At 61.5% G+C, this 13832-nt stretch carries 12 protein-coding genes and 2 tRNA genes; 1 reads left to right on the top strand and 13 read right to left on the bottom strand.

The features are described from left to right. Positions 1–444 precede the first annotated feature (444 nt). From AC56LK_RS24530 to AC56LK_RS24490, 9 genes are all read right to left on the bottom strand, one after another. Positions 445–984 carry a hypothetical protein gene (locus AC56LK_RS24530; protein ID WP_497187062.1) on the bottom strand — a complete coding sequence of 180 codons (540 nt, stop codon included), beginning with the start codon at positions 982–984 and terminating at the stop codon, positions 445–447. Next, the gene (locus AC56LK_RS24525) at positions 938–1282 is read right to left on the bottom strand and encodes an STAS-like domain-containing protein (protein WP_497187061.1); all 345 of its coding nucleotides are present in this window, start codon (positions 1280–1282) and stop codon (positions 938–940) included. Before AC56LK_RS24525 ends, AC56LK_RS24530 begins: the two co-directional genes overlap by 47 nt. Beyond that, positions 1254–2123, bottom strand: a complete 870-nt coding sequence (locus tag AC56LK_RS24520; protein WP_497187060.1) for an ATP-binding protein — start codon at positions 2121–2123, stop codon at positions 1254–1256. The genes AC56LK_RS24525 and AC56LK_RS24520 overlap by 29 nt, the downstream gene beginning before the upstream one ends. Positions 2124–2477: 354 nt before the next feature. Beyond that, positions 2478–2554: transfer RNA gene (locus AC56LK_RS24515), tRNA-Arg, on the bottom strand. Between the two features lie 74 nt (positions 2555–2628). Further along, positions 2629–2705, bottom strand: a tRNA-Pro gene (locus AC56LK_RS24510). A 61-nt stretch (positions 2706–2766) separates the two neighbouring features. Beyond that, positions 2767–4107, bottom strand: a complete 1341-nt coding sequence (gene glmM, locus AC56LK_RS24505; RefSeq protein ID WP_497187059.1) for a phosphoglucosamine mutase — start codon at positions 4105–4107, stop codon at positions 2767–2769. A gap of 46 nt (positions 4108–4153) precedes the next feature. After that, positions 4154–5002, bottom strand: a complete 849-nt coding sequence (gene folP, locus AC56LK_RS24500) for a dihydropteroate synthase (RefSeq protein ID WP_497187058.1) — start codon at positions 5000–5002, stop codon at positions 4154–4156. Between the two features lie 65 nt (positions 5003–5067). Continuing rightward, positions 5068–6954: an ATP-dependent zinc metalloprotease FtsH gene (gene ftsH, locus AC56LK_RS24495; RefSeq protein ID WP_497187057.1), complete on the bottom strand. Its 1887-nt coding sequence runs from the start codon at positions 6952–6954 to the stop codon at positions 5068–5070. A gap of 217 nt (positions 6955–7171) precedes the next feature. Next, complete coding sequence (locus AC56LK_RS24490; RefSeq protein ID WP_497187056.1) at positions 7172–7819, bottom strand: RlmE family RNA methyltransferase; 648 nt, start codon at positions 7817–7819, stop codon at positions 7172–7174. 42 nt (positions 7820–7861) lie between these two features. Here AC56LK_RS24490 and yhbY point away from each other — a divergent pair, with 42 nt between their 5' ends. Continuing rightward, positions 7862–8332: a ribosome assembly RNA-binding protein YhbY gene (gene yhbY / locus AC56LK_RS24485; RefSeq protein ID WP_497187055.1), complete on the top strand. Its 471-nt coding sequence runs from the start codon at positions 7862–7864 to the stop codon at positions 8330–8332. Between the two features lie 30 nt (positions 8333–8362). On the opposite strand, the gene AC56LK_RS24480 is transcribed toward yhbY, so the two are convergent. The 4 genes from AC56LK_RS24480 to carA all read right to left on the bottom strand — a co-directional run bounded on the left by AC56LK_RS24480 (position 8363) and on the right by carA (position 13820). Then, positions 8363–8833 (bottom strand): DUF4149 domain-containing protein, encoded by a 471-nt coding sequence (locus AC56LK_RS24480; RefSeq protein ID WP_497187054.1) that lies wholly within the window; start codon positions 8831–8833, stop codon positions 8363–8365. After that, positions 8833–9312, bottom strand: coding sequence for a transcription elongation factor GreA (greA, locus tag AC56LK_RS24475; protein WP_436106540.1), 480 nt, complete (start codon positions 9310–9312; stop codon positions 8833–8835). The genes AC56LK_RS24480 and greA overlap by 1 nt, the downstream gene beginning before the upstream one ends. A gap of 113 nt (positions 9313–9425) precedes the next feature. Beyond that, the gene (carB, locus tag AC56LK_RS24470) at positions 9426–12656 is read right to left on the bottom strand and encodes a carbamoyl-phosphate synthase large subunit (RefSeq protein WP_497187053.1); all 3231 of its coding nucleotides are present in this window, start codon (positions 12654–12656) and stop codon (positions 9426–9428) included. Beyond that, entirely contained in the window at positions 12657–13820 is a 1164-nt protein-coding gene (gene carA, locus AC56LK_RS24465) for a glutamine-hydrolyzing carbamoyl-phosphate synthase small subunit (RefSeq protein WP_436106542.1), read from the bottom strand. Positions 13821–13832: the final 12 nt, after the last annotated feature.

Below are 13832 nucleotides of genomic sequence, written 5' to 3'. Positions count from 1 at the left end.
CCGACGCCTGCTGTGTTCAACTTCGCTTCCCAAGATAGTCCCCGCCAAAATTTAGTGGGGACTACTTTGCGACTGGCTCCGTTCAGTGTCTAGACGGCGCTGGTTTGACGCTTACTTGCGTACGGCTGTGGCGGTCGCTAGAGAGACGCGACCTGTCGATATCTCCCCCTGGCTGTTTTGTACGCGTAAGGGGGAGTGCTACTACGACGAAGAGAAAGGGACCGCAAGTGGATGGGACTCGATTTGGCAGCGGTTCATGGAGCGTATACTTGACGAAACCGAGGTCAAAGAGAGGTTCACCGAACACGACCTACGAGCCAATTGCGCAAGCGATGCCGAGACCCTCGAGCACGCGCGCGCCCTTCTTGCCCATGCCGACAGCCAAATCACACAGCGGGTCTACAGACGACTGCCTGAGCGTGTGAAACCAAGCAAGGTAAGCTTTTAAGAATCGCTCGATTTCACACTGTCGAACTTCATCAGGAAGAATGAATGCAGCTCTTCGATCAGGATCTGTGCTTGGGTATGTATGTCTGTGATCCGTTGACTTAGCGCCGGCTCTGCCAACAACGCAGGCGTCTGAAAGTACTCACCGGTTGAAAGATCGAAAAGCCGCTCACGCTCTTTGTTGATACGATCGATGTAAAGGCCAAGTGTTCCGCCCGTCTGGCGCTTCTTAATCCGCTCGATCCTGCGATCAACTGACTGAAATAGCACGACAATCTCGAGCTCTTGGACTGTTGCGGTTGTATCTTCCGCCTTGCGGCGCAAGTACGCAGCCATCTTCTCAGCAATCGATTGAATGGCTTTTTCTAGAGCATCAATCTCGCTCCGAAGTTCCTTTCGCTTCTCACGAATGTTCGCCTGACCATTTGTGACAGCCCAGCCTAGAGCAGCAACGACCCACGCAAGAGCTGGGCCATAGTTCTTGAGGAACTCAACCACTGACTGTTTGGCGACCACCAGCGCGAGCTTGCGCCTCACTGATGTATCGCCAGACACGATCAGAATAAGTCTTCAGCTTCGCTTGAACAATTAGTCGCTTTTTTAAGTCAGACTCGGCAATGCCGGCCCTAACTAGCCCGCCAAACGCTTCCTCAAGAAACGAAGAACCGAAGCCAACGGCCCCATCTAGACTCACAGCGATCTGCTTACCGCCCCGTAGAGCAGGAAGCAGCACTTCCTCCCTGAAGCGTTCACCAGAGAAAGGACCATCCGAGAAGTATCGCCCAGCAGGGGTTCGGGTAAATTGATTAGCTATTGAGTAGTTCATTGTTTCCATTTCCAAGCTCCTTGCGGAACGGGATCGTCCACTGCACTAGAGTACCACGCAGTGGCAGACTAAACTTGCGGTGCCTCATTGTCTCGGTCAGAGCATCGTACCCGAAGCCGCCCTTCGCGCTTAAGATAGAGAGTCCGCCAGCTTTCAAGCTCTGCGAAAACTCGAGCATTTCTGGCAGTCCTTTGCCGCGCTCCGGCTGCAGGGTCCGAGTACGAGTAGTTGCAATTGCAGAGCGTAGAATGCTTCCATCTTTATAGTGACGAAGACGCAAAAATTCAACCCACTCCGGCTTCCGGCGTAGCGTTCGAGGGATGCCGTCGCCGATATCGTAAATCGCGACGTAGAATCGACCGCCTTTGTACTGCGAAAATATCCACCATTTTTGCAATGGTTTCGGCACGGCGCTCTCAGAGCAGTCCTTGTACGCATGCCCCACTGTATTACAGATAGCCTCATTCAGACAGTCGGCAAACAGCGGTGCGTTCGGATGGTCAATCTCGTCAATGATGGACAGCGTGAGATCCAAGAACGTGGATGGGTCCGCTGTAGATCCTGAGTAGAAGTGCCAATGTGCCACCCTCTCGCTTAAAATTTCCTTCCTAGGGGTGTGACCAAACTTTGCAAGAAGTCCTACATGCTGAAACAGCTGCTCAACGACTTCGTCCTTAGGATGGTCACATGACAGCTTCCCAGGATAGAGAGTCATCCACTCCTCAATGTTCGCCATCAGTACCAAAGTACCGCATGGATGCAACTCCGCAGTTGATCCGAAACCGATCTTAACTTTAGAGCCAGCCTCAAGCGCGTTTAGAACACGCTCGAAGAAATGAGTCACCGCCACGCGGTTCTCGTTGCTACCAAGCTCAAACGTGCATGGAGCGGGCACTGTAACTAAGTCACCAGCGCGGCGCCTGGGCGTTCCAGGCTTACTGGGTCCTGCCGCTCGTCGCTCAGTCGGACGAAGGCTTATTAGCCTTGCTCTACGATCAAGGTACTCGCGACGACGATACGACAGTCTTTTCATGAACTTGAGGCCGCGAATTATTGGTCGGATATTTTAACAATGCTATAGCTTTGCGACAACGAAAAACATCAAGTGTCGCCTTTTGAGTAGCGCAACCCTCTACGAATAGCGCAGCGCCTAAAAATTGATCAGCAGACGGCCATGTTAAGCTATTGAATTAACAACGAAATTTGGCCTGCCCAGCTGGGTTCGAACCAGCGACCCTCAGCTTAGAAGGCTGATGCTCTATCCAACTGAGCTATGGGCAGATGAAGACGGCAGGCGCATGCCAGGCCGACGGAAATGAAACGGGCTGTCGAACGACAGCCCGCGGAGGAAGCTATGGTCGGAGTACAAGGATTCGAACCTTGGACCCCCTGGTCCCAAACCAGGTGCGCTACCGGGCTGCGCTACACTCCGATATGGTATTGATCATACTCCCGCAACGGGTGCGCGTCAAATCGCGCACCCTTGCCTGCTGTCAGGCGGCCAGCTTGTCGGCGATGCGGCGCGCCATGGACTCGGCCACATCGGCTTCCTTGGCTTCGACCATGACGCGGATCAAGGGCTCGGTGCCCGAGGCGCGGATCAGCACGCGGCCGGTATCGCCCAGTTCGCGCTCGACCGCTTCCTTCTCGGCCACCAGGGCCTGGTCGCTGGTCCAGTCGAAGCCCGGCGCGACCCGCTTGTTGATCAGGGTCTGCGGATACAGCTTGAGTTCGCTGCAGCATTCGGCCAGCGACTTGCCGCTGCGCACCAGCGCCGACAGCACCTGCAGCGCCGACACGATGCCGTCGCCGGTGGTGTGCTTGTCCAATGCCAGCAGGTGGCCCGAGCTCTCGCCGCCGAACAGCCAGCCGCGTTCCTTCATCACTTCCAGCACATAGCGGTCGCCGACCTTGGCGCGCGCGAAGCCCACGCCCATCTGCTTGAAGGCGACTTCCAGCGCCATATTGGTCATCAGGGTGCCGACGGCGCCCGCCACCGGGCCGGTGGACATGCGGTCGCGCACCATCAGGTACAGCAGTTCGTCGCCGTTGTAGACGCGGCCGCCGGCGTCGACCATGATCAGGCGGTCGGCGTCGCCGTCCAGCGCGATGCCGAGGTCGGCCTTGTTGGCCACCACCGCTTCCGACAGCGCTTTGGGCGCGGTCGCGCCGACGCCGGCGTTGATGTTCAGACCGTCAGGCGAGGCGCCGATCGAGACGACTTCGGCGCCGAGTTCGTGGAATACGTGCGGGGCGATGTTGTAGGCCGCGCCGTGGGCGCTGTCGACCACGATCTTCAGGCCGCGCAGGTCCAGCTCGTTCGGGAAGGTGCTCTTGCAGAATTCGATGTAGCGGCCCTGGGCATCGCGCAGGCGGCTGGCGCGGCCCAGCTTGTCCGAAGGCACGCAGCCCATCGGCTGGTCGATCGCGCCTTCGATTTCCAGTTCCACCGCGTCCGGCAGCTTGGTGCCGTGCTCGGAGAAGAACTTGATGCCGTTGTCCTGGAAAGGATTGTGCGAGGCCGAGATCACGACGCCGGCCTGCAGGCGCAGCGCGCGGGTCAGGTAGGCGATGGCCGGGGTCGGCATCGGGCCGGCCAGCATCACGTCGACGCCGGCCGCCGAGAAGCCCGCTTCCAGCGCGGCTTCCAGCATGTAGCCCGAGATACGGGTGTCCTTGCCGATCAGGACGACCGGGCGGCCGCTGCTCGACTTCCTGCCCTTGGCCAGCACCGTACCCGCTGCGTAGCCGAGGCGCATCACGAAGTCGGGCGTAATCGGTGCTTCACCCACCAGGCCACGAACGCCATCCGTACCGAAATATTTCCGTGCCATTCTTGTTCTCTTTTCCGAATCAATCGTGAATTATTAATCGTGACTACTAAGCTTCAGTTCCGGCGCGCCATACCTTCAGCGCATCGACCGTCTCTGCCACATCATGCACACGCACAATTCTAGCGCCATGCGCCACCGCAGCCAATGCCCCGCCGATGCTGCCTGCCACCCGCGCCTCGACCGGACGGCCAGTGACGGCGCCGATCATCGACTTGCGCGACAGCCCGGCCAGCACCGGCAGGCCGACCTCGCTGCGGATGCGGTCGAGCTGGCGCAGCAGTGCATAGTTGTGCTCGACCGTCTTGCCGAAGCCGAAGCCCGGGTCGATGCAGATGCGTTCGCGTGCGACGCCGGCGCGGACCAGGGTGTCCGCCCGTTCGCTCAGGAAGTCGGTCACTTCCCGCACCACGTCGCCGTAGTCTGGCGCCTGCTGCATGGTTTGCGGTGTGGCCTGCATGTGCATCAGGCACAGGCCGCAGTCGCTGTCGAGCACGGCCTCGATGGCGCCCGGCGCACGGAAGCCGTTGATGTCGTTGATCATGTCGGCGCCGGCGATGATCGCCTCGCGCATGACTTCCGGCTTGCAGGTATCGACCGACAAGGCGACGTCGAGGGTGCGTAGTGCGTACAAGGTGGGCATCACGCGCGCCAGCTCTTCCGCGACCGGCACGCTCGGCGAGCCCGGGCGGGTCGATTCGCCGCCGATGTCGATCATGGTGGCGCCGTCGCGGATCATTTCTTCGGCGTGCGAGAGCGCGAATTCGAGGCCCTGGTAACGTCCACCGTCGGAAAACGAATCCGGCGTGACGTTCAGGATGCCCATCACGACCGGATGGGTGGAGGCCGGGCCTTCCAGCGCGAAGCTGTACTGGCCGCATTGCAGGTTCTTGGGCATGGAAAGACGTGTTAACAAGCAAAAGGCATCCGGATGGATGCCTTTTGCTGGGGTGGTTCAGGCGATCAAGCCGGTGCGGTGGCGTTCGGCGCCACGCCGCCCGAACCGCTGTCGCCCGGCGGGTTGCGCTTGGTCAGGATGCTGGTCTTCGACTGGCGCGGCTCACGGCCGGCCATGATGTCGTTGATCTGGTCGGCGTCGATGGTTTCCCAGTCGAGCAGCGCCTTGGTCATCATCTCGACCTTGTCGCGGTTCTCTTCGAGCAGGCGGCGCGCCAGGGCATACTGGGTGTCGAGGATGTTGCGGATCTCGGCATCGACCTTCTGCTGCGTCGCTTCCGAGATGGTCTTGGTGGCGCCGCCGAAGAAGCCTTCGTTCTCGCTGTCTTCGTAGACCATCACGCCCATGCTCTCGGACATGCCGAAGCGGGTCACCATCGACCGGGCCAGCTTGGTGGCGCGGGCGAAGTCGTTCGAGGCGCCGGTCGACATTTGGCCGACAAAGATCTCTTCAGCAATACGGCCACCGAACAGGATCGAGATTTCTTCCAGCATCTTGTCCTTGTAGCCGGACAAGGCATCGTGTTCGGGCAGCTGCCAGGTCAGGCCGAGGGCGTAACCGCGCGGCATGATCGTGACCTTGTGCACCGGGTCGGCCTTCGGCAGCAGCTTGGCGATGACCGCATGGCCCGACTCGTGGTAAGCCGTGTTGCGGCGCTCTTCCTCGCGCATGACCATGGACTTGCGCTCCGGACCCATGTAGATCTTGTCCTTGGCGTCTTCGAAGTCGATCATCTCGACCAGGCGCTTGCTGCGGCGTGCGGCGAACAGCGCGGCCTCGTTGACCAGGTTGGCCAGGTCGGCGCCCGAGAAGCCAGGGGTGCCGCGCGCCAGGATGTCGGCCTTGACGTCGGTACCGATCGGCACCTTGCGCATGTGCACGTTCAGGATCTGTTCGCGGCCGCGGATGTCCGGCAGGCCCACCATCACCTGGCGGTCGAAACGGCCCGGACGCAGCAGCGCCTTGTCCAGCACGTCCGCGCGGTTGGTCGCGGCGATCACGATGACGCCTGAGGAGGCTTCGAAGCCGTCCATCTCGACCAGCAGCTGGTTCAGGGTCTGTTCGCGTTCGTCGTTGCCACCGCCCATGCCGGCGCCGCGGTGGCGGCCGACGGCGTCGATCTCGTCGATGAAGATGATGCAGGGCGAGTGTTTCTTGGCGTTCTCGAACATGTCGCGGACGCGGGATGCACCCACGCCGACGAACATCTCGACGAAGTCCGAACCGGAGATCGAGAAGAACGGCACCTTGGCTTCGCCGGCGATGGCGCGCGCCAGCAGGGTTTTACCGGTACCCGGAGGGCCGACCATCAGCACGCCGCGCGGGATACGGCCGCCCAGCTTCTGGAACTTGGTCGGGTCTTTCAGGAAGTCGACGATCTCGGAAACTTCTTCCTTCGCTTCGTCGCAACCGGCGACGTCGGCGAAGGTGACGGTGTTGTTGGTTTCATCCAGCATGCGCGCCTTCGACTTGCCGAAGGAGAAAGCGCCGCCCTTGCCGCCGCCCTGCATCTGGCGCATGAAGAACACCCACACGCCGATCAGGAGCAGCATCGGGAACCAGGAGATGAAGACCTGCTGCAGGAACGAAGGCTCCTCGGGCGGCTTGACGTCGAAGCGCACGCCGTTCTCGCGCAGGTCGCCGATCAGGCCGCGGTCGAGGATGGTCGCGGTGGCGCGCACCTTGGAATCGTCCTGGCGGGTCGCGGTGATGTTCGAGCCTTCGATCACGACGTCCTTGATGCGACGTGCCTTCACCTCATCGAGAAGCTCGGAATAAGCGATGGTCTTGCTGCCGCCGGCGACGCTGTGGTTGTCGAACTGCTTGAACAGCATGAACAACAGCAGCGCAACGACCACCCAGATGGCGGATTTGGAAAACATATTATTCACGAAAACTCCTCCGATGCGGATTGCATCTCTACCGATTTCAGTATGACGATTTTAACCGCAATAAGCCGACGCCGCCACGCGACGTACGGCAATAGTGCTGAAATGCCATTTTTTCATGCCAGACCGGCCACGCAAGCATTCGCGCAACCAGCCTCACGCGGCTGATGTGCGGTTGCCGCGCCGAATATCAAGGGCAAAGCAGCGTTTTCGGTAAATTCTACGCTGCTGGATTCTTCAGACCACGTCCAAGCAAGAAAATTTCGGACGATTTGTCCCGGCTCGCCTTGGGTTTGACCTGTTTGACCGTCTTGAATTCGGTACGAAACTTTTCCAGTATCTGCGTAAATCCCATATCTTTAAAGCACTTCACCAGCAATGCCCCGCCCGGTTTCATATGCACTTGCGAAAACTCAATTGCCAGATCGATTAAGTGTTCCATTCGCGCCGCATCGGCGGTCGGAATCCCGGACAGGTTCGGCGCCATGTCGGACAGCACCAGGTCGGCCTTGCGTCCCTGCAGCAGCTTGTCGAGCTGGCCCAGCACTTCCTCTTCGCGGAAGTCGCCCTGGATGTACTGGACGTCGGAGATCGGCTCCATCGGCAACATGTCGAGGCCGATGATGGTGCCGTGGATGCCGCCGCCGTCCGCACCCGCCAGCCTGCGCCGGGTGTACTGGGCCCAGCTGCCGGGGGTGCAGCCGAGGTCGACAATCACCTGCCCCGCCTTGATCAGCTTCTCGCTTTCGTCGATTTCCTTCAGCTTGTAGGCCGCCCGGGCACGGTAGCCCTCTTTCTGGGCCAGTTTGACGTAAGGGTCGTTAATATGGTCGTGCAACCAGTTTTTGTTTAATTTGTTCTTGGCCATTCGCGTAGAATACTGCTTTTAAAGGTACACCTAAAAATTATTATGCTTAAACTCACTCCGGCCGAGCGCAGCGCACTGCGCGCCGAAGCCCACGGACTCAACCCAGTCGTCATGATCGGCGAATCCGGCCTGACCGAATCGGTCATGAAGGAAATCGCTGCCAGCCTCGACGCGCACGGCCTGATCAAGGTCCGCGTGTTCGGCGACGACCGCGAAGCCCGCGTTGCCATGTACGAACAGATCTGCGCCGAACTCGACGCGGCACCGGTCCAGCACATCGGCAAGCTGCTGGTGCTCTACCGTCCGAAGAAGGAAACCGTCAAGGAACGCAGCAGCAAGGCCGGCAAGGGCATGCGCGAAGTCACCATCGTCAAGGCCAGCGCCAGCGGCACCAAGAAGCCGAGCGTCACCAAGGTCATGCTGAAGGGGAATGAACGCGTTACCGCCGGCGGCAACATCAAGCGCGCCAAACCGCGCCAGACTTCTACCAAGAAGACTTCACTGAACAAGTGACAGAAACCGGGGTGACCCGGTTTTTTTTCATCAGCGGCTTTTGAGGACGAGAACTGCCGCCAGCATGCTCTCGATCACGTGAAAGAGCTGCGACACCCCGTGCATGACGGCAAACTGCGTCCAGTACGGCGACGCCCTCACCCCGCCCGGACCTGCCAGTTCGCGCATCTGCGCCATGGCCGGCTGCAGGCCCGCCCATGTCACCAGCGCACAGGCCAGCATCGCCAGCACCAGCAGGTTCAGGGAGCGCCGCCGGCCGGCATCGAGGTCGGACGACAGCCGCACCAGCGCCAGCATCAGGACCGCGCAGCCGAGCGACACCCAGCCCAGGCGATACAGGAGAACGGCGACCACGTCGCCGGCCACCGTGCTCGGCACCGCCGCGAATACCGCCGGCGCCGCGATATAGCCGAGCGCCCACAGCGCACCCGCCCACAGCACCGCCACCAGCAGCCGGGCAGCCGCCACACGGGAGACTGAACGCGGGAGGCCGTCCGCCATCAGACGTAGCGGACTTCGAGGATTTCGTATTCGCGCGGACCCGACGGGGCCTGCACTTCGACGACGTCACCGGCGTACTTGCCGATCAGGGCGCGGGCGATCGGCGAGGTCACCGACACCTTGTTCAGTTTCAGGTCGGCTTCGTCGATGCCGACGATCTGGTAGCTCACCTTCTGGCCGCTTTCCAGGTCTTCCAGGTCGACGGTCGAGGCGAAGACCACGCGGCCTTCCGCATCCAGCGTGGCCGGATCGATGATCTGCGCGGCGCTCAGCTTGCTTTCGAGTTCGGCGATACGGCCTTCCACGAAGGCCTGGCGCTCTTTCGCTGCGTCGTACTCGGCATTTTCGGACAGGTCGCCATGCGAGCGCGCCTCGGCGATCGCGTCGATCACGATACGGCGTTCCTTGGTCTTGAGCTGGTGCAGCTCATCCTTCAGGAGCTCGGCGCCGTATTTGGTCAGTGGTACGGTAGTGTTCATGTCGTTCTATGCTGTTCGTGATTGGACGTACCAAGTGAAAACCACAGAGGCGCGCGACGCAAGCCGCGCGAGCTCTGTGGTTGTTTGGTACTACTCAGTTATTACACTGATGCTTAGTTTAAGGTTTTATGGAGACCTTGTAAATCGTAGACGCGCAGGTCTTCCAGATGGCGCATGCCCTCGATCGCGGCTTCCGCGCCGGCGATGGTCGTGTAGGTGACCACGCGCGACTGCAGGGCCGAGGTACGGATGGTGGCGGAGTCCTTGATCGCCGAACGCTTCTCTTCCACGGTGTTCACCACCATGACGATTTCGCGGTTCTTGATCATGTCGACCACATGCGGACGGCCTTCCATCACCTTGTTCACCGAACGCACCGGGATGCCGGCCGCTTCGATGACGGCGGCGGTACCCTTGGTCGCCACCAGCTCGAAGCCGAGCGCCACCAGTTCGCGCGCCACGCCGACGGTGCGCGGCTTGTCCGTGCCCTTCACCGACAGGAACACCGTGCCCTTGGTCGGCAGGATGATGCCGGCCGCCAGCTGCGACTTCACGAAGGCTTCGCCGAAGGTCATGCCCACGCCCATCACCTCGCCGGTCGATTTCATTTCCGGTCCGAGGATGGTGTCGACGCCCGGGAACTTCACGAACGGGAACACGACTTCCTTGACGCTGTAGAACGGCGGCGTCACCTCTTTCGTGATGCCTTGCTGGGCCAGGGTCTGGCCCACCATGCAGCGCGCCGCGATCTTGGCCAGCTGCAGGCCGGTCGCCTTCGAGACAAACGGCACGGTACGCGAGGCGCGCGGGTTCACTTCCAGCACGAACACGGTGTCGACCGTCTTGCCGTCGACTTCCGACTGCTGGATCGCGAACTGCACGTTCATCAGGCCGACCACGTTCAGGGCCTTGGCCATCTGCGAGGTCTGGTGCTTCAGTTCGGCGATGGTCTCCTGCGACAGCGAATACGGCGGCAGCGAGCAGGCCGAGTCGCCCGAGTGCACGCCGGCCTGTTCGATGTGCTCCATCACGCCGCCGATGAAGGTGGCTTCGCCGTCCGAGATGCAGTCGACGTCGACTTCGATGGCGTCGTTCAGGAAGCGGTCCAGCAGCACCGGCGAATCGTGCGACACCTTGACCGCTTCGCGCATGTAGCGCTCGAGGTCGCGCTGCTCGTGGACGATCTCCATCGCACGGCCGCCCAGCACGTAGGACGGACGCACCACCAGCGGGTAGCCGATTTCGTCGGCCAGCGCCAGGGCGTCGGCTTCGGTGCGCGCGGTGCGGTTCGGCGGCTGGCGCAGGCCGAGCTTCTGCAGCAGCTGCTGGAAGCGCTCGCGGTCTTCGGCCGCGTCGATCATGTCCGGCGAGGTGCCGATGATCGGCACGCCGTTGGCTTCGAGGTCCAGCGCCAGCTTCAGCGGGGTCTGGCCGCCGTACTGCACGATCACGCCTTCCGGCTTTTCCAGGTCGACGATTTCCAGCACGTCTTCCAGGGTCAGCGATTCGAAGTACAGGCGGTCCGAGGTATCGTAGTCGGTCGACACGGTCTCGGGGTTGCAGTTGACCATGATGGTCTCGTAGCCGTCTTCGCGCATGGCGAGGGCCGCGTGCACGCAGCAGTAGTCGAACTCGATGCCCTGGCCGATGCGGTTCGGGCCACCGCCCAGCACCATGATCTTCTTCTTGTCGGTCGGGTTGGACTCGCACTCCTCGTCGTAGGTCGAGTACATGTAGGCCGTGTTGGTCGAGAACTCGGCGGCGCAGGTGTCGACGCGCTTGTACACCGGACGGATGCCCAGCGCATGGCGGCGCTCGCGCACGGCTTGCGGCGTAGTCTGCATCAGGAAGGCCAGGCGGCGGTCCGAGAAGCCCTTCTGCTTCAGCTTGTACAGCAGCGGCTTGTCCAGGCTGTCGAGCTTCTGGTGATCCAGCCACAGCTCGATGTCGACGATCTCCTTGATCTGCACCAGGAACCACGGGTCGATCTTGGTGAGGTTGTGCACCTCTTCCAGGGTGAAGCCCTGGGCGAAAGCGTCGCCCACGTACCAGATGCGCTCCGGACCCGGCTCGCCGAGTTCCTCTTCGATCTTTTCGCGGTCGCGGGTCTTCTCGTTCAGGCCGTCGACGCCGACTTCCAGGCCGCGCAGGGCCTTCTGGAAGGATTCCTGGAAGGTGCGGCCCATGGCCATCACCTCGCCCACCGATTTCATCTGGGTGGTCAGGTGCTTGTCCGCGGTCGGGAATTTCTCGAAGGTGAAGCGCGGGATCTTGGTGACCACGTAGTCGATCGAGGGTTCGAACGAGGCCGGGGTGGCGCCGCCGGTGATCTCGTTGCGCAGCTCATCCAGCGTGAAGCCGACGGCCAGCTTGGCCGCCACTTTCGCGATCGGGAAGCCGGTGGCCTTCGAGGCCAGCGCCGAGGAACGCGACACGCGCGGATTCATCTCGATGACGATCATGCGGCCGTCCTTCGGGTTGATCGCGAACTGCACGTTCGAGCCGCCGGTGTCGACGCCGATCTCGCGCAGCACGTTGATCGACGCGTTGCGCATGATCTGGTATTCCTTGTCGGTCAGCGTCTGCGCCGGCGCGACGGTGATCGAGTCGCCGGTGTGGACGCCCATCGGATCCAGGTTTTCGATCGAGCAGATGATGATGCAGTTGTCCTTCTTGTCGCGGACGACTTCCATCTCGTACTCTTTCCAGCCGAGCAGGGATTCTTCAATCAGCAGCTCGTTGGTCGGCGACGCCTCGAGGCCGCGCTTGCAGATCTGCTCGAACTCTTCCTCGTTGTAGGCGATGCCGCCGCCACTGCCGCCCATGGTGAAGGACGGGCGGATGATGGTCGGGAAGCCCAGCTCGCGCTGCACGGTCCAGGCCTCGTCCATCGAGTGCGCCACGCCCGAGCGTGCCGAACCGAGGCCGATCTTGGTCATCGCGTCCTTGAACTTGGAACGGTCCTCGGCCTTGTCGATCGCTTCCGGGGTCGCGCCGATCAGCTCGACCTTGTACTTCTCGAGCACGCCGTTGTGGTGCAGGTCGAGCGCGCAGTTCAGCGCGGTCTGGCCGCCCATGGTCGGCAGGATCGCGTCCGGGCGCTCCTTGGCGATGATGGTCTCGACGACCTTCCAGGTGATCGGCTCGATGTAGGTGACGTCCGCGGTTTCCGGGTCGGTCATGATGGTCGCCGGGTTCGAATTGACCAGGATGACCTTGTAGCCTTCTTCGCGGAGGGCCTTGCAGGCCTGGGCGCCCGAGTAATCGAATTCGACCGCCTGGCCGATGACGATCGGGCCCGCGCCGATGATCAGGATGCTTTTAATGTCACTGCGTTTTGGCATTTATTTTTTCTCCGCGGCTTGCATCATGTTGATGAAGCGGTCAAACAGGTAGGCAACGTCGGTCGGGCCGGGCGAGGCTTCCGGGTGGCCCTGGAAACAGAAGGCGGGCTTGTCGGTGCGTTCGAAGCCCTGCAGCGAACCGTCGAACAGCGACACGTGGGTGACGCGGCAGTTGCTGGGTAAGGTTTCCGGGTCGACTGCGAAGCCATGGTTCTGCGAGGTGATCAGCACCTTCTTCGAATCGAGGTCCTGCACCGGGTGGTTGGCGCCGTGGTGGCCGAACTTCATCTTCATGGTCTTGGCGCCGGATGCCAGCGCCATGATCTGGTGGCCGAGGCAGATGCCGAAGGTCGGGATGCCCTTCTCGATCAGCTCCGCGCTGGCCTTGATGGCGTAGTCGCAGGGTTCCGGATCACCGGGACCGTTGGCCAGGAAGATGCCGTCCGGGTTCAGCGCCAGCGCGTCGGCGGCGGTGGACTGGGCGGGCAGCACGGTGACCTTGCAGCCGCGCTCGGCCAGCATGCGCAGGATGTTGCGCTTGACGCCATAGTCGAAGGCCACCACATGGTACTGCGGATTCTCTTGCTTGCCGAAGCCTTCGCCGAGCTTCCACTCGGTTTCGGTGAACACATAGGGCTCTTTCACCGAGACCACCTTGGCCAGGTCCATGCCCGACAGGCCCGGGAAGGAACGCGCCAGTTCCAGCGCCTGGGCTTCCGAAGGCTGGTTGCCCTGGGTGCCGGTGACGATGGCGCCGCCCTGGGCACCCTTTTCGCGCAGGATGCGGGTCAGCTTGCGGGTGTCGATGCCGGCGATGGCGACCACGTTTTCTTGCTTCAGGTAGTCCGACAGCGACTGGGTGGAACGGAAATTCGATGCCAGCAGCGGCAGGTCACGGATGATCAGGCCGGCGGCGTGGACCTTGGAGGCCTCGACGTCGGCCGGGTTGACGCCGTAATTGCCGATGTGCGGGTACGTCAGGGTGACGATTTGACGCGAATAGCTGGGGTCGGTGAGGATTTCCTGGTAGCCGGTAATCGCGGTGTTGAACACCACTTCACCGGTCGTATGACCGGCGGCACCAATGGAAACTCCTTTGAAAATCGTTCCGTCAGCGAGGGCCAGGATTGCCGGGACGGCTGGGCCAGAAAAAAATGGCGGCAAGGGTAACTCCCA

The organism is Telluria sp. ZB4P36 (genome assembly GCF_059685865.1).
This window is presented reverse-complemented; position numbering and strand designations above follow the sequence as displayed.

Excerpts from the sequence above, each read along its gene's own strand:
- AC56LK_RS24525 (WP_497187061.1), bottom strand. The coding sequence starts at position 1,282 with ATGGAAACAATGAACTACTCAATAGCTAATCAATTTACCCGAACCCCT.
- folP (WP_497187058.1), bottom strand. The coding sequence starts at position 5,002 with ATGCCCAAGAACCTGCAATGCGGCCAGTACAGCTTCGCGCTGGAAGGC.
- carB (WP_497187053.1), bottom strand. The coding sequence starts at position 12,656 with ATGCCAAAACGCAGTGACATTAAAAGCATCCTGATCATCGGCGCGGGC.
- yhbY (WP_497187055.1), top strand. The coding sequence starts at position 7,862 with ATGCTTAAACTCACTCCGGCCGAGCGCAGCGCACTGCGCGCCGAAGCC.
- greA (WP_436106540.1), bottom strand. The coding sequence starts at position 9,312 with ATGAACACTACCGTACCACTGACCAAATACGGCGCCGAGCTCCTGAAG.
- AC56LK_RS24480 (WP_497187054.1), bottom strand. The coding sequence starts at position 8,833 with ATGGCGGACGGCCTCCCGCGTTCAGTCTCCCGTGTGGCGGCTGCCCGG.
- AC56LK_RS24490 (WP_497187056.1), bottom strand. The coding sequence starts at position 7,819 with ATGGCCAAGAACAAATTAAACAAAAACTGGTTGCACGACCATATTAAC.
- glmM (WP_497187059.1), bottom strand. The coding sequence starts at position 4,107 with ATGGCACGGAAATATTTCGGTACGGATGGCGTTCGTGGCCTGGTGGGT.